The following is a 20,487-nucleotide window of genomic DNA, read 5'->3' on the forward strand; positions in this document are numbered from 1 at the left end:
TGTTCTTATGTATAAAATCCTTTTGATATTGCTTTCGGTCATCGGTATGGCGACTGAAACTTACGCACAACAAAAACAGGATATGAACAACAAACAATCAAACCATAAAATCCTTATTGCCTATTTTTCGGCGACAGGAACGACTACTCATATAGCAGAAAGACTGGCAGACGTTACGGGCGGAGAACTTTATGCGATTACGCCTGCCAAACCTTATACAAGTGCTGACCTTGACTGGCACGACAAACAATCGCGTAGTTCGGTTGAGATGAACAATGCGAAAGTGCGGCCGTCAATCAAAAGCAAAAAGGAAAATATCGCTGATTACGATGTTCTTTTTATCGGTTATCCTATCTGGCGGAATCTCGCTCCGCGAATAGTCAATACGTTTATCGAGAGCCACGACCTGAAGGGCAAGACCGTAATTCCATTTGCCACATCAGGTGGAAACAGTATTGAAAATAGTGTAGTGATATTGAAAAAATCCTATCCCAGTCTGAATTGGAAAGAAGGGAGGTTGCTCAATCGTACCAATGAGAAGAATATCCATGAATGGATCAGCAACTTGAAATATTGACCGCTTAAAATGAAAGAATAATGATGATTTCCCTATGCTTGTCATGATGTGTCTTGCGATGGGGCTTGTTTTTGAAATTTTCATGCTTTCGTGGCTCTTTGCCAAATTAGGATTTCTTTCGGACAGTTTCATGCGCCGATGCCGGAAACATGCCGTTGTGATCATTCTTGTCATGTCGGCAATCATTACTCCGACTTCGGATGTCTTCACACTATCGCTTGTCGCATTGCCGATGTGGATATTGTATGAAGTGAGTATTTTAATTGTGAAAAGAACTGTTACACATAAATGACAGGAATAAAATGGCGAGATTTTTACTGCAATATAAGATTCTTTTTGGCTACATACTCCTAATGATAATAATCGGCTGCATGGCAGCCGTTTTATTTCATGAACGTCATCGGATACGTGAGATAGAGGAGGATGCCAATGCCATCCGTCTGGTACGCCGTGAAATCAATAATATCCATCGCCATATAACAGACCTCGCCCTGTCCGGTGAATCGGTTATGGCATGGGAACAGGCTGATTACGAATCCTACCACGAAGACAGGCTGGATGTGGATATACTGTTACAAAATCTGCAACGGAGCCACGGCGACTTTGTCCTGTCGGATCAGATAGATACCTTGCGTAACCTGTTGGAGGATAAAGAAACGCATTTGTTACATATCATGGAGGCATACCACCGCCAGGAAATCGCCGACAGCCTGCTGCTTCACCGTCTGCCAGTCGAAACCGAACGTGTGACAAGTCCCCGTACCATTACCCAAAAGAAAAAAGGGATTGCAGGATTTTTCGGAAAGAAGGAGACCGTACAGGTTCCGCCTTCGGCTGATGCCATACGTTCTCTGAACGAACAGCTGATAACCATACAGGAGGAGCGCATACGCAACATAGATGCATATTCGGACAGTCTCCGGCTCCAAAACAAGGAACTGAACCGCAAACTGCACATGCTGATTAACACCCTGAACAATCATACACAAGAGGTTTTTCAGTATAGGGAAAAACATATCGAGGCATCACACGAACTTTCCACCCGAATCATAACCGGATTGATTATAGCCGCACTTATCCTGCTGGCAATCTTTTATATGGTTATCCAGCAGGACCTGAAACGCGACACGAGGCTCAGGCTGAAAATGGAGGAAATAATAAACAGGAACCACGAACTGCTGGAGACACGCAAGAATATCATCCTTACCATCTCACATGATATACGCGCCCCGCTGAATATCATCAACGGCAGCGCGGAACTGGCGGCAGATACCCGTGACAGGAAAAGGCGGAACCGCCATCTGGCCAATATCGGAATAGTAAGCAGGCATATCCTGCACCTGCTGAACAACCTGTTGGACGTGTACCGCCTGAACGAGTCCAAGGAGACCTGCAACAACGTACCGTTCAGCCTGAATGATTTGTTGGAGCGTATCTCTACTGGTTTTTCCAATGTGGTGAACAACAAAGGCATCCTTTTCCTTTGTGATTTCAAGGATACGGATGTCGTGCTGCACGGTGACGTGGACCGCATCGAACAAATCATAGACAACCTGCTGGCAAATGCCGTCAAGTTCACGGATACCGGAACTATACATTTCAATGCCTCCTATAAAGACGGAAATCTCTCCCTGGAGATAAAAGACACGGGAATAGGTATGGATGAGAATACCCTTTCACGCATATTCCGCCCGTTCGAGCGTCTGGCCTCGGAAACGAACGCCGACGGCTTCGGGCTGGGACTCCCTATCACGCAAGGATTGGTCAATCTTTTAGGCGGGAAAATAGATGTCGAAAGTGAAATCGGATGCGGTTCTACCTTCCGGGTATCATTGCCATTGCCGCTTTCCGACGAGAGGATAGAACACGAGGTATCGGCATTGCCGGCAACATTGTCGTTGCCCCAGAGCGTCCTTGTCATCGACAACGACCGTCTGCAACTGGAAATCGTCAAGGAGATGCTGGAGCGTAACGGGGTGTCCTGTACTGCCTGTTCCAACGCCAGGGAACTCGTGAAGGAGATGCGCAAGCGGGATTACGACCTGCTGCTGTCCGACATACAGATGCCGGGCACCAACGGTTTCGAGATATTGAATCTGCTGCGCAATTCCAATATCGGCAACTCACGCACGATTCCCGTCATAGCCATGACGGCAAGGGGTGACCGGGAAAAGGAAGCGTTCACCGGCAGCGGTTTTGCCGACTGCATTTACAAGCCCTTTTCGATGAATGAACTGCTGAATACCATATCCGCAGCCATGCCCCATAAAGAACCGGAAGGACCCTGCACTCCCGATTTCGACACGTTCACGGCGGATGTCCGGGACAAGCGGAAACTGCTCAGGACGTTCATTTCCCAATCTCGTCAGGATATAGAAGATCTTAGTTCTGCCATGGAAGCCGGAGACAGAGCCGGATTACGGGAAATCGCCCACAAGATACAGCCCTCATTGGAACTGTTGCAAGCGGAAGGACCTTTATCCGATTTTCGCGCTGCCCTGAAAAGCGAGCCTGTCAATCAAGGGACTGTCAATGACTACACGAAACGGATTATAGAACATATCTCCATGCTGGTAACGGAAGCGGAGAACACTATAAACAGAATGACCCATGAAACGGAAAATACTGATAGTTGAAGACAATGTAAGCCTTTCTCAGCGGCAGAAAGACTGGTTCGAGCAGGCAGGCTATGATACAATGACCGCCATGAACGAACCGGCAGCCCGCGCGTTGATACGCAGACACCAGTTCGACCTGATATTGTCGGATGTCCGGCTGCCGGAAGGCGACGGAATATCCCTGCTGGAATGGCTTAAAAAAGAGAAAAGGGACATACCCTTCATCATAACCACGGAATACGTGTCGGTGCCGGACGTGGTACGCACCATCAAATTGGGAGCGAAGGACTACCTGCCCAAGCCAGTACACCGGGAACATCTGCTGGAACTGGCGGAAGAGATATTCCGTCCGCTCGCGACTGTCCGCACGAAACCGAAGGACCTGTTCAAGCGTACCTGTCCCAGAATACTTGAGGTGGAACGATTCGCAAGATTAGTCGCCCCTTCGGACATGTCGGTGTTGATACTCGGTGCCAACGGGACGGGCAAGGAGTCTGTGGCCCAAAGCATCCACGAGAACAGCGAGCGTGTGGGAATGCCGTTCGTGGCAGTCAATTGTAGTATTCTGCCACGTGATCTTGCCCCTTCCATGCTGTTCGGGCACGAGAAAGGGGCTTTCACGGGTGCGGATGCGGCCAAACCCGGTTTCTTCGACATGGCGAAAGGCGGTACGCTGTTCCTGGACGAAATCGGAACGATGTCGTTCGAGATACAATCCATGCTACTGCGGGTATTGCAGGAGAACGTCTATATGCCTATAGGCGGTCAAAAGGAAAAATTTGCGGACGTGAGAGTGGTAGCCGCCACGAATGAGAACATGGAACGGGCGATTAAAGAAGGAAAGTTTCGGGAAGACCTCTACCATCGCCTATGCGAGTTTGAGATACGACAACCATCTCTGGCTGAATGTCCGGGCGACATCCTGCCTTTGGCCGAATTTTTCCGTGAACGCTTCTCGAAGGAGCTCAAACGGGACACACGCGGCTTTTCCGACGATGCCATATACCGCCTGCGCTCCTATTCATGGCCGGGCAATGTCAGGGAGTTGCAGAACATGGTAAAGAGAGCCGTGCTGCTCGCGGAAAACCCGTTGCTGGATATGAAAAATTTGGTGCCTGGAAATCCATCCGACGATTCGGGGAAGGATACAATGCCGGTCATAGTCCCGTTGAAAAACGAAGATGTAGAGAAAGAATCCATCAGCAATGCCCTGCAAGCGTGTAACGGACACCGCGAACAAGCGGCACGATTGCTGAAAATAAATCCCGCTACATTGTACCGAAAGATGAAAAAATACGGGCTGAGATAGATTAAAAACACAAATAAAGCTCATTCCCTTTTCCAATAGTGGCCATTTTCTGAGAGGCGGTCTGTATATTACGGCAGTCATTTTTCAAGTTTCTGTTCCTGTTTTTCCGCTTTCAGGCGCAACGACTTCGGAGTGGAGCCCGTCCCGAGCCTTCAGGCGAGCGGCAAGTTGTTTTGGGGTGCCGGAAATAATTTCTGGCAGCCGAAAACACAACTTGCCATGTTCGCTTGAACATGAATTTTTCATCCGAAAAATTGTAATATGGCGGATCATCCTCTTCCCTTCAGGAAAATCTGTTCTCCGCCTTCTTTTTCACTCCTTGGATACCACTAATAGGAACCATCGGGACACCGGAACGGTGTAACAGGATGACACACGGTGTCACAGACCGTCAGCAGGCCGCCATGATAGTGGAAATCCGGGAATTTTATCGTTATTTTGCCGCATGTCCGAGTGCGTCCGGTCGCACAAGTATCCATGTGTTCGTCAGGTACGGGATGTATGGTCACCTCAAACCGTTCGGTAATGTGTGAATGGGGGCATATAAGGACATAATAATGTAACCGTTCCCCCATGTGTGAATGCGTGAATGGCTTAATGGCAGACGGAACATGTGGGGGATTGGGCATATGACCGACTTACCTGATGGATGTACATACCCATCAGATATTGTAAACAGGTATGAATGGTCGTATCCCTATGTTCACAACGTGGGGAAAATGCAGGAGTGACGGAAAAGAATTGTTCAACTATCTAAAATATGGAATTATGGTAAAGAGAAAAGAAGTCAAGATCGACGAGGAGCAGATACGCCGCGTAATGGCCGGGGATATTCCCGCCTCTGTCCTGGAAAATCGTTATGGGAGCAACGCTGCCGAATCCCAAAAAGAAGATGACAAGGAACCGGAAACGGAAAACCGGTCCGGGATTCCTGCCGAACCCGACAAGGTGGAAGCTCCCGGTTCCGGTGTGTCCGGCAGTGAGGAAGAAACGCCGTCCCCGGTCATCCGGGAGAAAACACGCCGGAAAAAGAACATCCTTCAGGAGTATCCCGGACATCTGTTTGACAACAACGTTGTGAAAGAACGCCGCCAGACCTATGTCAGCAGCGACAACTACGAACGGGTGCGTACCCTGCTTTCCGTGATCGCACCCACACTCAGCATCTCGTGCTATATCGACAATATCCTTTCGGCCCATCTGGAGCAGTACCGTGACGAGCTGAACGCCATCTACAGCAGCCGTATCAACCTGAAACCGTTATGATTCCGCGTGTGGCCGCATGAAAAAAGGGACACCCGAAGGTCGGAATCTCTTCCTTCCTCCGGATGTCCCTCGCTTTTTCTTCCCTGTATTGGGCTTATCTTACACAGTTAGCTCTCAACCCTTTCGGTATCGGGTTGTCAAGGATTATCCTGTAGCAGAGCTTGCCGTCCACTTTTACCGGTTCTCTTGCTACCATGAAACCCGCGGATTTCTCGACCTTCGCCGCATCGAGTATCATGCCGGCTATGAAGCTGTTCGAGAAACGGGCGCAACGCGGGTCGTTCCATATCGTGAAGCCGTTCTCGTCGTCCGAGACGAACATGTACCAGTCTTTCGGCCTGTCGTCGTCCCTTGCGATGCACAGCCTGTTTCCTGCGTGCAGGCTCAGCTCCCTGCTCAGTATCCTGCTCAGGTACATGCTGCCGTCGCGGCATACCGTGATGATCCGTTTCCCCTTGTAGGTCAGTGCCGGATGGGAATTGCTCTTGTCATAAACTGTCAGTCTCATAATCATTCGTATTTTATAGTTATACATTGTCTGCCATTATACTTGTCATGCCGCCTCTCCGGCCATTATCAGCCTTCTTCTGGCGATGAACTTCCGGTTTGCCCTAAGGGATTCCATCATCGCCTGTGCCCGGCGTGTCACCACCGATGTTTTCTCGCCTATGTGTCTGGCAATGGTGCGGAACGAACTGCCGGTCTCGTAGAACCGCAGCATGAATATCCTGTAATCCTCGTATGAGAAGTGCCGCCTGAGGAAATTCTGTATGTCCCTTACCAGCCTGTCACATCCGGTAAGCACCTCTTCCCGTTTCTCCGGCTCTTCCGCGTCGTCGGTCTCCTCCAGTTTCACGAAATATTCGTCCCCGGGAAAGTCGTAGCGGCTGCTGTCCCTCGTTCCCGCCTGTAGCATTCTCCGGTAACACCCGAAGAAGTAGGATTCCCAATCTTCTATTCCATCGGAGAACATCACCTGCTTCCTGACTGCCAGGTAAGCGTCATGGAATATGTCCTCATCGACCTTTCCATAGAGTGACAGTCTCTCTTTCAGCCTCGCGTATGAACGGTTGAACCATTCGTTGAATTCTTTTACCTCTTTTGTTGCCATATCCTTTTGGTTTTATCTGTTAGACATCCGGCCCGTGGTACGGGCACTCTTGTTTCTTTGTATGCCTTACAGCCGTTCTCCCGCCGGAAAGGCGTCAAGGCTCGGCAGGAAAAAATACCGGAGCGCGAAGCGTGAGGATGATTTTTTCCCCGCCGACCCGTAGGGCCCCGGCCTTGCGCCCCGGTGGGGAACGGCTACCTTTGCTTCAAAGAAATGAGGGTGCCTTTTCTTGTTTCCCACCTTTGGAATTATCACCTGCCGATGAAAAGGAATGTCTGCCGGTGACACCTCTCGTCCGGTTTGCGGCCCGTCTTGATTTTTTTATTTTCTTCGCACAGGAAACGGTTGGGACAGCATTATTCCACCGTTCCGTTTCACAGTAAAAATCAATGTCAAACTTAAATTTGCAGGAATATGGAAGTAGTGGTCATAGAGAAGTCGACTTTCGAGAGGATGCTCTCGGGGTTCGAGAATTTAGCGGAAAAGGTGGAACGGCTCTGCCGGGAACATGAGGACTTGGGAGAAAGGGAGTGGCTTGACAGCGGGGACGTGTGCAGGCTGCTCGGCATCAGCCCGAGAACCCTACAGACGATGCGGGAGAACGGAACGCTGGCTTACACGAAGATAAGCCACAAGGTGTACTACAGACCGGAGGACGTGAAGGCCGTCTTTCCCGCAGCAGGAATGAAACGGCGTATGACCGTCGGTAAGGGAAGAGAATGTAATGTAATATAATCAACCAATAAATATCAGACTTATGAACGACAATGAAAATATCCGGCTGCTGACACCGGAAAACGACATGCGCGTGAGATCCTTTTTTTCGTCGCTTGAAAACCTTTCAAAGAAGGTGGAAAAAATACGCAAAGACAATAAACCCTCGCTGGACGGGGAACGCTATTATACCGACAAGGAACTGGCAGTGATGCTTAAAGTCAGCCGCAGGAGCCTCCAAGACTACCGCAACAACGGCATACTGCCATATACCCAGATCGGTGGCAGAATCCTGTATAGGGCTTCCGACATAGAACGCACCTTGACGGACGGGTACAAGGAGGCATACCGTCTGAATAGATGAAATTAACTTTAATATAACTCCCTGTCATGGATATCCGTTAAGTTCAACACTTTATTTCTAAATCTGCATCATAGGTTCACAAAATGATGCGGATTTATTATGTAATATATTGTATATATAACACAAATACACCCTTTATTGTGTATATCTTAATATTACAACCTTTTTAAGGTATATTTCTTGGCAATCTTATGAATACTTTGCCTATATTGAGATTTCAATTTTATCATTTTTTGAGTTTTGGGGTTCTTGAATCTGGTTTCCTCGTTGGAGCATTGATTTTCATAATGAGAGGCATTGGAAAATCAACTCCAACGATTAAAGCTTCTCCCTCTCCCAATATTGGAAGGAAAGAGAGAATATTTCTATTTGCTGCAGATGCGGCACTTTCAACGGCTTTTTTATCTTGCTCATTAATTAACCTATGAACCAGAAATGTTCCCATTTGGCTTAATGTTCCTAGGGGTATATCACGAGGCATTTGTGTTGCAATACATAAAAACAAGCCATATTTACGTGCTTCTTTTGATATTTGTTCAAAAGCATCAAGAGGTTTGGCTGAAAAATATTCGTCCGCAATACTCTTATTTAGGAATTGATGTGCTTCATCTATAAAAACAACAATTGGATTATCTTTATATTTACCTTCTCTTGCTTCATTTAATAAATAGCTTCCAATGGCATTTACGAGTATTTCCCGTACTTGGTAATCAAAACTCACTTTGGAAAAATCCAATCTTAATACGCTCTTATCACTCTCTAAGAATTCGTTAATTCCAATTTTTAAATCTTTTGCGTCTTGAATAGATTGTCTTCTAAATCCGAAAATCTTATTATATTCCGAGGTGGACATTACGTTATTGACACGGGATATAAGGCTTATGCAATTTGACACGTCTGTATCGTTCCTACCTCCCCATAATATTGAATTACTTTTATCAGTATCCCAAATACATTCATTTGTTATTTGGAAAGCTAACATATTGAAATCAAAATTGCAGAATTTATCTTCAATTTCTACTATATGTTTGTAATAGAATACTTCAAATGTCCTTTTTTCTTTGCCGGCTTTTACAATATTACCCTTAATTTGCTTTCCATTTTTATCTGTTTTATAATACAGAGATAATTCCAAATTATCATCAATTGCAACCATTTTTAACGATCTGATTGCTTCCATTAATTTTGGAACTTGTGTTTTTGAAGATGGATGTAATAAATAATACAACTCATCAATAGACAAATTCTTATAATCGAATATATATTTCCCCGTGCCCAATTCTATACTTTCCATACTTTCGCAGACACTGCTATATTCACCAGTTGCATCAATAAGAATACATTTATTGGAGGTTTGAGAAGAAAGAAGTTCTAATAATTTTGCTATTGTCCAACTTTTTCCACCCCCAGTAGTTCCTAATACTGCACAATGACGGCCAAACAATGAATTTAAAGAAATATTGCACAATGAATCATTTGAAGTCAACTTTCCCAAGGGAGCTAAAGGTGCATCAAGTTCATCTTTTTTGACACCAAATTTTGAAATATACATCCCCATTTGTTCATCAGAGCAAGAATAAACTTTTGCACCGACAGATGGGTACCGAGATACAGTTTTGTTAATCACTTCCGGCTTATAAACATCAAATAAAGCAAGTAATTCAATTTTTGCTATAGGATGAAACATTGTGTCCTTTTCGTTAATGTTTTTATCCGTTATTTCTGTTCTTTCACCTTGAGGAAGGCTTTGCTCAAAAATTCGACCAAGAAATCCATATTCTTGACCTTCAATAACAACAAAACTTCCAACAGATCCACCGAAATATATTTCCCCATTAAAATAAAATGAGTGTAAAAGTCTAGCTGAAGGAATTTGCATGCGGACATGTTGTGGAGTTACTTCACAAATGTATCCTACAAACTTATTATGATCAAATGGTTTCATCTTGATTTGGCAGGTTAATGTTATATGAATCGTTGTATGGATAATTCTCTACAAAGGCTTTGAACTTTGAGAAAAGGACTGTAACATTAGGCATAACCTTTCCGTCTTCAGAAACATATTCAGGTACTAACTGATGAGTTATCCCACTATCAATCCATTCTTCTTTTTCGTTTTCTTCTTTCTTTGTTCTTTTTTTCATTCCATAGCATACTATGAGCAAGTGGAAATTGGGATTTTGAAATACAGCTTCTTTTATTGCATTCTGAATATGTTTATCTTGAAATCCAAAGCCGGCAACTATCAATAATGTCCCCTCTTTTCGCAATGTAGTTTGTAAATGAGACATCATTTCAAAATAAGGTTGCTCGTAACTACTTTCATACTTTTCGCTCGCCGGGTAGATAATGCAAGGATGTTCTGTACTTTCTTTTTGGTATATATTATCACCTGCTTTTTCCCAATCTATGCTTCCGTGTAACTTAAATAATTGTATTACATTAGGAATAAAACTTTCTTCTTGTTTAACCCTTGTATGTTCTCTAAATACAATGTCATGGTTAAAATTAGCTCCATTGAATATACGAGGATAAGAAAATGAGAACCCGTCAATTATTGTATAATTCATTTTTTGCGCAGCTTGTTCAAACAGTGTGTCATAGTTTGTTGTATATAACTGCACTCGTGGCTCCGAAGGCTTGCGGGCTGTCAACTTCCTAATAAAGTCTTGATGATGCTTGTTTGTTACATCTAATTTCAGCCGACAAGCGTCTGCAATTTTCTTCTCCAATTTATTCCTTAAAGAATCTCCATTTTTATCTTTTATTTCTCCATTCAATTTTTCATATAAGATTGTGAATGATAAAAAATCCTCTATATTTTTAGATTGAATTATCGAAGAACATTTTTCTTTTAAGCACCCTTCTGTTGCCATAAGGACATTTCCTATCGCTTCTATTTCCTCCTTATAGCTATCCCATAGTTCTGTTCTTGTTTTTCCTCCATTCTCCCCATTTTCCATAGATGTCCCTGCCGCCGTTAAGACGGCGACATTTTTAAAGTGGCTTGTGTAACGAACAATATCATTCGCTATTATACGGAAAGACTCAGCACTTGCATTTGACTTAAATTCAGCGATTCCATCACCATCCTTTTGAGGTTGCGGTTCATCGTTTATATACCAATGAGTTTCATCATATGAAACAGACTTTACAGCAGTTTTATATAAATAAATTTTATCCATACTATAATTCACCATTTAGTAGTTTTATAACCTTATGAATCTCAGAGTACGCCTTCAAATCCTCTGGCGATTCCTTACAGAGCTGACACAACTTTTCGGAATTTGACATCGCCCGTTCCATGTCTCCATTCTCTGTCAGGTATTTATAGAGGTTGGTGCGTATGAAATATCGTTTTGTCTTTTCATAGCCCGGCATATATTTCTGCAATTCGGGAAGTAGCTGTTCGTAACTATCATATCGCCGACAAACCATATTAGGCAAAAAGTGGAGCAAAAACCAAAATTCCGTACATGGATTCGTTTCTACAAACATTATCCTTTTGGCATATTTCTTTGCACCATATTTCTTCTTTGCCCGTTGATACAACTGCATTTCAGATGGAAACTGAAACAGCCTATCCATATCAAACAAGCAGACGATATAATCATACTGCTTGTTTAGATAGGACTCTACCAGTTTCAGAATATGATTGATGTCGCTGTGCTGTGGAAAATCAGGCGCAACCTTGAAAGGATAGCGGCACGCAATCCTCAACGAATCGAAATAGAACCATTCTGTTTCTCCCTCGCCTATGATGGCAATGCTTTTTGTTACTGTTCGCCCCATATCATTAGTCATTTAAGTTGATATACTGACTACCCAAGAACGGCAACTTCACTAATTTCCCCTGCTTGTAGGCATTATATGGGGAAAGATTCTTATGCAGCCCAAGAGAAGAAAGACGCACTATTTTTGTTTCGCCTAGTTCGTCTTTATCAGTGAACCATATCGTATCACGGCGAATGAAATCCTCGTTGAGAAGATTGATGTCATGGGTTGTCAGAAGCATCTGGGACGTTCCATTGCTGTTTGCCAAAAACACTTTTATGAAATAAGCTAATAGCTCATAATGAATACTCGTTTCCACTTCATCTATAGACACAAACCGATTGGTCTTTAACAGGAAATTCAGTATCACCGCCATTCCCAAGAACCTTATGGTGCCATTGGATTCGTATTCTTCCGACAAATCATATACTTTATCGCCAGCCTTATGCTTGAAGGTCAGTTCCGTATTTGTAATTTTACCCTTTCTTAGCATTTCTGCCTTTGCGTCCTTATCAATAGGGGCATTCTGAATTAATTGTTCCAATTCAGGAGTAATCAGTTCTTCCTCTTTGTGTAATACCACATCTTCTATGTTGAAATCGGACGCTTTCAGGAAGTTTAAAATAAATTTCTTCAAATCTCCTGTTTCGTCTTTATCCAATCTTGATTTGACATATCCCGAAAGCAGCATACCGGGAGCCAACACATCTTTTACCTGTTTGGCAAAGTAATCGTACACATCATTCAGCTTGGTACGTTCCACGTTGCTTTTACCAAATGCGGCAAGCACACTGCAATTATTGATAGTATTGCCTGAAATCACATCTTGGCTTTTCTTTGTCATTTTCAGATTTACGCCAAAGTCGATGGCCGTGGAATCTCTTGCGGCATCATAACTTCGGTTATACAACCTAGTAGGACGAATGGAATCATAAACAATCAATGTCTCGGAATAGATATGCTTGGCATCCAACTCAAAACTAAGGATATACTTCGATTGATTGATATAAAAAACCATAGACATCTTCGTTATTTCACTCCTCGAAATGTCATCCAGCATGAAAGGAACCACTCCGGTTTTCTCATTCCGGTCTTTAGGCATTCTTAAAACCAGCATCTTGAAGAATTCGATGGCATTTAATATATTTGTTTTGCCGGAAGCATTGGCACCATAGATAATGCCCACTTTCAGCAATCTTACCCCCTCTTTAACTTCATACGAATACTCATCAGACATAAAAGTATCTACTGATGGCTCAAAACTGATTTTCTGAGCCGATTTAATAGAGAAAAAATTCTCAATGCTGAACTCTGCTATCATAATTGTTAAATTTATCTGTTATATAGCACAAAGGTAGAAATAAAATTCCATATAATAAATTATAATCCATATTATCGTAATAAAATTACGAAATACGCAACAAAAATAAATCTATCTGCTTATTTGGACTGTTTTTAGAAGTATTGATAGTTTTGAGATTTTCTCAAAATGCCAGGGATTATTCATAAAGGTCGTACCAAAATTATCGTTATGCTCATGTGTCATAGACAAATCTACTATTTGGTACGGTAGCGTCAGTATTCTTGGCTTCCAACAGAAGAAGATAGTATTATAAAAATTACAGACATCAAACTTGCAAACGAACTTTTGGATGTCATTTACAACAATAGAGAAAAGTAATATGAAAAACTCAAGAAGTAAGGAGAAACCGGCAAAAGATATGAAGAAGAAATGAAAAGTAAGGAGAAAATCATCACTATGCTTTCTAAGAACAACACACCAAGCGCAACAGTTTTTGCCGAACAACGCTGTAGAAAAGCAGATAGCCGGACTGAATACCGACAACGTGACGGAGTGCGTCGGAGTGGACAAAGGCGGATATTCGCAGGCACGAAAAATCTTGGTTGATTTTTCTGGAGGGAGCGCAGTTTGCCGCCTGCCCGCTTTATTCAACTTTCAAAAAATATCCCTCCTATGGAATATCAGAACAGCATACGGACCGGTAGTATTCTACTGACTGTACGCTGTTTCTCTTTTGTTTTTTGTTCCGACTTTTCCGTCGGTCGCTTGTTTCCGCTGCCGTCGGCGTCCATTGTACAGACGTGAAAGGGAAAAAGTTTTCGGGCAGAATACGCTCCGAAGGAGGAAGATTCTGCCCGAAACGGCCTGCCGCCCGACTTTTTCACTTTCAATGAAGTCTGTACTAACTTCCATGGGCGGCGAGGAAGCGGGCGACCACGAAACGGTAGTCCTATTGTGAACATGTGCCGTTCCCACTTCTTCTTGCCATCAGCTTATCCATATCCTCGGAGATTTTGTCATCGGTCACTTTGGCATAGCCTTGCGTGGTCCTGATATTCGTGTGCCCCATCATCTTGCTGATGCTCTCGATTGGCACACCTGCCGAAAGCGTCAAGGTTCCGAACGAATGTCTGCTTGCGTGGTAGCTGAGATTCTCTTTCACACCGGTCAATATGCCTATCTCGTGGATGCAGTACCAAAGTCTGTTCCGGTTGGGCAAAGGGAATACCGGCCTGCCGTCATCGGTTGTATTGTACAGGGACAGTATCTGTTCGGCTACGGGGTGTAACGGTATAAAGGACTCCACGTCGGTCTTTTTCCGATTAATACGAATGAACCGCCTTCCGTCCGCGGTCGTTCCGATATGCGAGGGGTAAAGCCGTTTTACATCGACATATGACAGCCCCGTGAAGGCGGAAAAGATGAACACTCTACGGGTAAGTTCCTGCAACCTCTCCGGCATGGGCTGTTCCATGATCCGTTGCAGTTCCACCCTGCTGATATGCCTCAACTTATAGTCGGGCTTCTTTTCGTATGGGACATCCGCGAGCGGGTTGAAGCGGATAACCTCCCTGTCCACGGCAATATAGATAAGCCTGTTCAGCCATGTAAGGCAGTGGTTGATGTGTCCCGCCCCGCAATCTTTGGATTTCAGATAAAGCTTATAGCCCCAGCCGAAGTCTTCGGTAATGTCCTCAAAGGCGATGTCACGCATACCCAAAGACAGCAGATACTCGTGCAGGTATGCCTGAGAGGATTTGGACTGGCGGTAAGAGGAAGTGGAATTTATCACTTCGGAACGGATTCTCAACCTTTCCCGTTCCTCTTCCCCGGCTTTCAGCAATGTGACCGGAACGGTGGCCACGCAGATAATCTCGTTCTTCAACATTTCTGCTGTGACCATGCCCGCATCTTTCAACAGATTATCATATGAGGTCTCTATTCTGGATCGGAGTTCTTCAAGGAGGCTATTTGTCCTTGCGTCCCTTACCTCTCCGGTCTTGGCTTTCCAGTCTTTTGGATTGCAGTAGCAACCCGTGGCAAACACGCTGTTCTTGCCGTCAATGGTGACACGGCACATGATGGCGGTAGTCCCGTCCGCTTTGACCTTGCCGCGGTTGATGTAGTATAGAATATTGAATGTACTTCGCATGATTGAATCGTTTTTTAAGGGTTAGAGAACAAGTTTCAGATCCTTTGTCGCCTCGATGTATTTGTCCATGTCCTCGAAAAGTTTCTTAGGGGTTACACGGGCATACACCTGGGTGGTTCTTATATCCGCGTGGCCTAACATTTTACTGACAGTCTCGATGGGGACACCGTTTTCAAGGGTCATGAGGGTCGAGAACGAGTGCCGTCCCATGTGGTAGGACAGATGCCCCTTGATACCCGCTTTCATTTTTATACTCGTCAGGCACCATTTCAGGGCCTGGTACGGGATTACGGGAAACAATGTAGCCCGTGTATCGTCATGGTATTTCTCAATAAGGGCTACCGCTTCAGGCAGCAGTTTCACCCGGCTCAGTTGTCCGTTCTTGCCCCTACGGTATTTTAGCCATAGCGCACCGTTATCGTCCCTTGAGAGATTATCGGGCGTAATAGCTACAACATCCACATATGAGGTTCCGGCATAACAGGCGAAAAGGAACATGTCCCTGGCGATTGTATGTTCTATGCGGCATCCGGTAAGTTCTATATCCCGTATCTTCTCGAAATCCTCCTTGCTTAACGCCCTTGGAGGTGTTTCCTTCTGTTTGGGTAATTTGTAGTGTTCAAAATAGAACTTGTCCGAGTGCCCCTCCTTGAATGCCATGCGGCAAATCTTCTTCAGTATAGCCAGGTAGTGACGTACCGTCTGGACGCCCAAGCCTTTCTCTATCACGACATACTCCTGAAATTCCCGGATGAACAGTTCGTTGAGCTGGCAGAAAGCAAGGTCGGATACCTTGAACCTGCTGCTGACGAAATCAGCGAGGCGGTTGCGGGTATAGAGGTAGTTGGGCAAGGTGCGGTGAGACACATCGATGCCTACACGTGCCCTGATTTCCTCAATATGTCTGTCGAAGAGTTTGAACAATGTCATCTGTGTGTCCTTGCTGCCTTGAAAGGTGTCTTTGACATCCGTCGCATCAAAATCGGTCTTTCGTTCCAGAAGGGAATCGAAAGCGGAATTCACCGCTAACAGCAACTTGTCGATTTTCGCGTTGACTTCCACCGCCTCCTTGCTCTTGCCGTTCAGACGGCTTTCACGGGGATTCCACAGTCCGGGAGTGCAGGAGAGTTTGCAACTGAATTGCGCCATCGTCCGGTTCACGGTGATACGTCCCATTATCGGGGCTTTACCCGACTTGTCCAGTCCGCTCTTTTTGAGGTAGAGCAACACCTTGAATTTTTCTACTTTCATACGCTCATAATTTTAGTGGCAAATTTACCTGTTTTATAAGCGTTCTTTGATATGCAAAACTATGACAATCAGTGCAATATATCGCTGTTTCAAATTATTTGATCCGCTCTGCGTTACCTTATCCCCACAGGTAACAGCTCTGCTAACGATTTGGTAACTGAATATCCTCAACAAGCCTCGCTTTTTTGCTTTTTCCTCATGTGGAAGAATATAGAGAAATAGCTAATTACCAACAAATTGCGTTATGATTTCTTTTCGTTTCCATTATTCATATTACTTCTTTCTTTCCATACCGCCCGGCACAGCTTTGCAAGCGTCATCGCACTGGCTAACAATGTATCACTTCCAAATGTGTCTAAAATGTTGGGACATTCATCTACGAGAATGACACAGCATTATGCTAAGGTATTAGACCAAACGATATTAAGGGATATGCAAGAAGTTGAGAAACAACTTTCCGTATAGCAATGAATAAAGTCAGCAATACTGTTTTCAATAAAACAAGATTGCTGACTTTCAATCAACCAAGACATCACAAGATAGTAATATTTCAAGTTCTCCAGTTTTATCTATTTTCGTATATATCCAAATAATCTGCTTGATAAAATCGTTGCAGTAGGATTTAATGTATCAACCAAAGATTCAATAATTATTTTATCTGCATCATTACAGCAAGGACTCATGGTGATTTCCATTCGTCCCAATGCTTCTTCAGATAATTTTAAGTCATAATACATCATTGATAAATCTATTCCATGTTGCATAGCTTGAATAATTTCAAAATGATGAGTAATTGGGTTTATCTGCATTGGGACAATTGTTAATGCAAAGCGTACCTCTTCTTGAAATGCCCATCTTTTATTTTTATATTTTCCAACTTTAGATGTATCTACATTTAATTTGTATTCACCGTTAATCAATTCAAACTGAATCGCCTCTTTTCCTGAATCCACACAAGTGTCAACATATTCAATTGCTCGAAAGAAATTAGGGTCATTTCTCCCTTGAAATAAAATACCATACTGCTCATTGAACTGTTCTTCAGGAGAAAATAATGATTCTAATTCTCCCTCAATATTAAGAGTTCCTATTGGCGTTTGATATGTACCCGTTTGTATTTTTTTCATTAAGAACATATCAGAATCCATAGTAATTCGGACTCCTTTCATTTGTGGTGTATACATTTTCCACAAAGGTATACTTTCTTCGTCACTATTTGTCCAACAAGACACAAATGTATATTTTCCCATTGGCACAGTCTGCTCATACATAGAAGCCTCTTCTATATCATCAACTCTATCAAGCCGACTAAAGCGTATAGTTCTATTTTTCAGGATAAGAGCTAAATTTTCTATTGATGTGTAGTGATGTAGTTTCATTTATAATTTGCTTAAATTACAGCAAAAATACAGATAAAATCTATTAGCCACAATCAAAACAGATATTATATAGAGCTGAATTTTCGATAATATTTTAGCAGCATTCTTTCTATATCCGACTCTTTATAAATGATTTTTCCCGGAAGCTGTACATATCCCAGCAATCCCGTATCTCTGTAATCCTGCAAAGTCCGCTTACTGATACACAGTTTTTGGCAGACTTCCTCACTTGTCAAGTAATGTTCGCCACCCAGTACCGGACGATAATTCGTTATCATGTATTCCACATTCTCCAACACCCGGTCAAGGGATGAAAACAATACTTGTGTTGTATTGGAATCTTTTGTTATCAAATCCATAGGTTCTATTTTTTAGAGTTATTCTTCACGTGATTTTGCATAAAGGTTTCCACATCCGAAATCTTATAATAAATCTTGTTATTGATTTGCGAATAAGGTAATTTGCCCGTATCACGATAGGTTTGCATCGTCCGGGCAGACACATTCAGCAAACGGCAGGTTTCGCAGTTATCCAGCCACTTATCCTGTTTTCTCCGCAAAGGAATACACAGGGCATCCATACGATTGATAAAGTGGTTAAACTTTTCCTGCCAAAGTTCGAATGTTTTCTTTTCAATGGTTACTATTTCCATATTTCATTATGTTTTGATATTACTTCTTTTTTCTTGTTTGATGCAAATATATAGCCTTGAATAATAACTTGTTTCGGACTGTCCGCAGATGTCCTTATATGTCCTCACTTGTCCCACTTGCATAGAGAAAAGAATAAGAAAAACCGAAAAAGGTAAGCGATATAAAGAACTTCGTTCACGTTCCATTCCCTATTATAATAAGGTGAAGAACACAAACGAACTTTCACGGTCTGATAGTATTTTGAAGCAGAGCCGAGCAAAGCAATTCCAAACGCCTGACACTTTGTTTTTTACCATTTTTTCTTATTTTATTTGTGGTGCTAATTCAAAAAACAAAGCACCATGAACAATCCTTTTGAAGAAATTTTCAAGCGGCTGGAAAACATCGAAAAGATGATTTCCCCCGTAATCAGTTCTTCATCCGAAGAACCGGACAGCAACCAGTCCGTTTTAGTCAAAATATCCGTAGCCAGCCGGATAACCGGATATTCAGTTAATTACCTCTACCACTTAGCCAGCAGCGGAGCAATACCATGTGTCAAACGTGGACGCTCCTTACGTTTCGATGTGGACGAGTTGCAGCGGTGGATGCAGCAGCAATATGTACCAGCTTCCAACAAACTATCCGATGAAAGAGAAAAGGGATAACGAAGCGGAACACATCGAGGGCAGGCTATCCAAGAACGAGCGCATTGAAAGGCAGCTTAATTCCTTGTACGACTTCCGGTTTAATATTGTGAAAAGCAGGACAGAATACCGGGCTGCAAATACTTCCGGTTTGTATCAGCCAGTCACAAAGTTTGCTTTGAACTCTTTCAGGCGCAAACTGGATGTTACCGCAGGTGTTGCCACCTCTGCCGAAAACATCCGTATGATATTGGAAAGCGATTTCGCAAATAAGGTGCATCCCATACGGGAATACCTTACTGCTCTACCCTTGTTGAATCCTGCCGGACATGGATATATCAAAAGACTGTTGAACACGGTGCAAGTAGCCAATCCCGGCAAGTGGGAGGAGTATTTTACGAAATGGCTTGTCGGTATGGTAGCTAATGCCATGAATGATACAGGCTGTCAAAACCATACTTGTTTAGTCCTTACTGGCGACAAGCAGGGACAGTTCAAAACATGGTGGCTGGATAACCTTTGCCCGTCACCGCTAAAAAATTATCTCTTTACCGGGAAGATAGACCCACAAAGTAAAGACATCCTGACACTGATAGCCGAATATCTGTTTATCAATATTGACGACCAGCTAAAAGAACTCAACAAGCAGAATGAAAACGCACTAAAGAACCTGATAACCACCCCGGCAGTCAAATACCGTAGACCGTATGATATTTACATAGAGGAATATCCGCATTTAGCCAGCTTCATGGCTTCGGTGAACGGAAACGAGTTCTTGACAGACCCGACAGGGAACAGACGATTTCTGCCCTTTGAAGTCCTGCACATTGATAAACCGACAGCAGAAAGTATCAACATGGATAATGTCTACTCCGAAATCATGTACTTGTATCGGCAAGGTGTACGCTATTGGTTTAATGATGCGGAGATTGAAGAACTGCACCTGACAAATGCGGAATTTGAGGTGCAAACAGTTGAGTTTGAAATGCTGATGCAGTATTTTGAAAAGCCCACAGAGGAAGAAGAAAGTCTGTTCTTTATGACAACAGCGCAAATCCTCACTTGTTTACGGGACGTATGCCCTATGCAGTTATCTGAAAAACGGTTGGGGGAAGCATTGCGGAAAGCCGGATTCAAACGGGTACAAAAGCGTATCAGCAACTGCAATTATTCGGTATATGGGTACAGAATAAAACCTATTTCCATACCCTACACCGATAATGATTACGGTTAACACACAGCCGTTTTATAATTGGCAGTTACTCCCATGCAGTAACTACCGCAAAACATCTTACTGTGTTTTATTTACTGAATACCAATCATTTGCACAATGCGCAGTAAGGAGTAAGATAAAACCCTGAACTTTCAGGAAATTTGAGAAAAAAGAAAA

At 43.5% G+C, this 20,487-nt stretch carries 20 protein-coding genes and 2 pseudogenes; 11 read left to right on the plus strand and 11 right to left on the minus strand.

The genetic code is table 11. The annotated features are described in order from the left end of the window. Window positions 1-7 precede the first annotated feature (7 nt). The 6 genes and pseudogenes from DWU89_RS02295 (at window position 8) to DWU89_RS02315 (ending at window position 5,770) form a co-directional block, all read left to right on the plus strand. Window positions 8-577: a flavodoxin gene (locus DWU89_RS02295; RefSeq protein ID WP_115498056.1), complete on the plus strand. Its 570-nt coding sequence runs from the start codon at window positions 8-10 to the stop codon at window positions 575-577. A 37-nt stretch (window positions 578-614) separates the two neighbouring features. Continuing rightward, window positions 615-869: pseudogene (locus tag DWU89_RS02300) on the plus strand (twin-arginine translocase subunit TatC); the annotation flags it as partial. Between the two features lie 10 nt (window positions 870-879). Then, window positions 880-3,213 (plus strand): ATP-binding protein, encoded by a 2,334-nt coding sequence (locus tag DWU89_RS02305; RefSeq protein ID WP_115498058.1) that lies wholly within the window; start codon window positions 880-882, stop codon window positions 3,211-3,213. Further along, window positions 3,188-4,504: a sigma-54-dependent transcriptional regulator gene (locus DWU89_RS02310; RefSeq protein WP_115498059.1), complete on the plus strand. Its 1,317-nt coding sequence runs from the start codon at window positions 3,188-3,190 to the stop codon at window positions 4,502-4,504. The genes DWU89_RS02305 and DWU89_RS02310 overlap by 26 nt, the downstream gene beginning before the upstream one ends. A gap of 368 nt (window positions 4,505-4,872) precedes the next feature. Continuing rightward, window positions 4,873-5,037: a hypothetical protein gene (locus DWU89_RS20730; protein ID WP_167451614.1), complete on the plus strand. Its 165-nt coding sequence runs from the start codon at window positions 4,873-4,875 to the stop codon at window positions 5,035-5,037. Between the two features lie 235 nt (window positions 5,038-5,272). Beyond that, complete coding sequence (locus DWU89_RS02315) at window positions 5,273-5,770, plus strand: DUF3408 domain-containing protein (RefSeq protein WP_115498060.1); 498 nt, start codon at window positions 5,273-5,275, stop codon at window positions 5,768-5,770. Window positions 5,771-5,864: 94 nt separating this feature from the next. Here DWU89_RS02315 and DWU89_RS02320 read toward each other — a convergent pair whose 3' ends face one another. Continuing rightward, window positions 5,865-6,278 (minus strand): hypothetical protein, encoded by a 414-nt coding sequence (locus tag DWU89_RS02320; protein ID WP_115498110.1) that lies wholly within the window; start codon window positions 6,276-6,278, stop codon window positions 5,865-5,867. Between the two features lie 45 nt (window positions 6,279-6,323). Continuing rightward, on the minus strand, window positions 6,324-6,881 hold the full coding sequence (locus tag DWU89_RS02325) for a sigma-70 RNA polymerase sigma factor region 4 domain-containing protein (protein ID WP_115498061.1): 558 nt from the start codon (window positions 6,879-6,881) through the stop codon (window positions 6,324-6,326). Between the two features lie 414 nt (window positions 6,882-7,295). Here DWU89_RS02325 and DWU89_RS02335 point away from each other — a divergent pair, with 414 nt between their 5' ends. Next, window positions 7,296-7,616 (plus strand): helix-turn-helix domain-containing protein, encoded by a 321-nt coding sequence (locus DWU89_RS02335; RefSeq protein ID WP_115498062.1) that lies wholly within the window; start codon window positions 7,296-7,298, stop codon window positions 7,614-7,616. A 22-nt stretch (window positions 7,617-7,638) separates the two neighbouring features. Beyond that, window positions 7,639-7,959 carry a helix-turn-helix domain-containing protein gene (locus tag DWU89_RS02340; protein WP_115498063.1) on the plus strand — a complete coding sequence of 107 codons (321 nt, stop codon included), beginning with the start codon at window positions 7,639-7,641 and terminating at the stop codon, window positions 7,957-7,959. Window positions 7,960-8,185: 226 nt separating this feature from the next. On the opposite strand, the gene DWU89_RS02345 is transcribed toward DWU89_RS02340, so the two are convergent. The 6 genes from DWU89_RS02345 to DWU89_RS02375 form a co-directional block, all read right to left on the minus strand. Further along, window positions 8,186-9,904, minus strand: a complete 1,719-nt coding sequence (locus tag DWU89_RS02345; protein WP_115498064.1) for an ATP-binding protein — start codon at window positions 9,902-9,904, stop codon at window positions 8,186-8,188. After that, window positions 9,891-11,144 carry an SIR2 family protein gene (locus DWU89_RS02350; protein ID WP_115498111.1) on the minus strand — a complete coding sequence of 418 codons (1,254 nt, stop codon included), beginning with the start codon at window positions 11,142-11,144 and terminating at the stop codon, window positions 9,891-9,893. Before DWU89_RS02350 ends, DWU89_RS02345 begins: the two co-directional genes overlap by 14 nt. 1 nt (window position 11,145) lies before the next feature. Continuing rightward, window positions 11,146-11,751 (minus strand): RloB family protein, encoded by a 606-nt coding sequence (locus tag DWU89_RS02355; protein WP_115498112.1) that lies wholly within the window; start codon window positions 11,749-11,751, stop codon window positions 11,146-11,148. A 4-nt stretch (window positions 11,752-11,755) separates the two neighbouring features. After that, window positions 11,756-13,054, minus strand: a complete 1,299-nt coding sequence (locus tag DWU89_RS02360) for an AAA family ATPase (protein ID WP_115498065.1) — start codon at window positions 13,052-13,054, stop codon at window positions 11,756-11,758. A 931-nt stretch (window positions 13,055-13,985) separates the two neighbouring features. Next, window positions 13,986-15,188 (minus strand): site-specific integrase, encoded by a 1,203-nt coding sequence (locus tag DWU89_RS02370; RefSeq protein ID WP_115498066.1) that lies wholly within the window; start codon window positions 15,186-15,188, stop codon window positions 13,986-13,988. A gap of 21 nt (window positions 15,189-15,209) precedes the next feature. Next, window positions 15,210-16,439 carry a site-specific integrase gene (locus DWU89_RS02375; RefSeq protein ID WP_115498067.1) on the minus strand — a complete coding sequence of 410 codons (1,230 nt, stop codon included), beginning with the start codon at window positions 16,437-16,439 and terminating at the stop codon, window positions 15,210-15,212. 279 nt (window positions 16,440-16,718) lie between these two features. On the opposite strand from DWU89_RS02375, the pseudogene DWU89_RS02380 reads away from it, so the two are divergent. Further along, a pseudogene (locus DWU89_RS02380) lies at window positions 16,719-16,904 on the plus strand (tyrosine-type recombinase/integrase); the annotation flags it as partial. A gap of 104 nt (window positions 16,905-17,008) precedes the next feature. On the opposite strand, the gene DWU89_RS02385 reads toward DWU89_RS02380, so the two are convergent. The 3 genes from DWU89_RS02385 to DWU89_RS02395 form a co-directional block, all read right to left on the minus strand. Further along, the gene (locus DWU89_RS02385; protein ID WP_115498069.1) at window positions 17,009-17,818 is read right to left on the minus strand and encodes a hypothetical protein; all 810 of its coding nucleotides are present in this window, start codon (window positions 17,816-17,818) and stop codon (window positions 17,009-17,011) included. Between the two features lie 65 nt (window positions 17,819-17,883). Then, a complete protein-coding gene (locus DWU89_RS02390) occupies window positions 17,884-18,177 on the minus strand; it encodes a helix-turn-helix domain-containing protein (protein WP_115498070.1) in 294 nt (97 codons plus the stop codon). A gap of 5 nt (window positions 18,178-18,182) precedes the next feature. Further along, window positions 18,183-18,470, minus strand: coding sequence for a helix-turn-helix domain-containing protein (locus DWU89_RS02395; RefSeq protein ID WP_035449922.1), 288 nt, complete (start codon window positions 18,468-18,470; stop codon window positions 18,183-18,185). Window positions 18,471-18,812: 342 nt separating this feature from the next. Between DWU89_RS02395 and DWU89_RS02400 the strand changes: the two genes are divergently transcribed. Next, window positions 18,813-19,118: a helix-turn-helix domain-containing protein gene (locus DWU89_RS02400; protein ID WP_115498071.1), complete on the plus strand. Its 306-nt coding sequence runs from the start codon at window positions 18,813-18,815 to the stop codon at window positions 19,116-19,118. Next, entirely contained in the window at window positions 19,099-20,331 is a 1,233-nt protein-coding gene (locus DWU89_RS02405) for a VapE domain-containing protein (protein ID WP_115498072.1), read from the plus strand. Before DWU89_RS02400 ends, DWU89_RS02405 begins: the two co-directional genes overlap by 20 nt. Window positions 20,332-20,487: the final 156 nt, after the last annotated feature.

The sequence above is a fragment of the Parabacteroides acidifaciens genome (assembly GCF_003363715.1).
In the GTDB taxonomy this organism is placed as follows: Bacteria; Bacteroidota; Bacteroidia; order Bacteroidales; family Tannerellaceae; genus Parabacteroides; species Parabacteroides acidifaciens.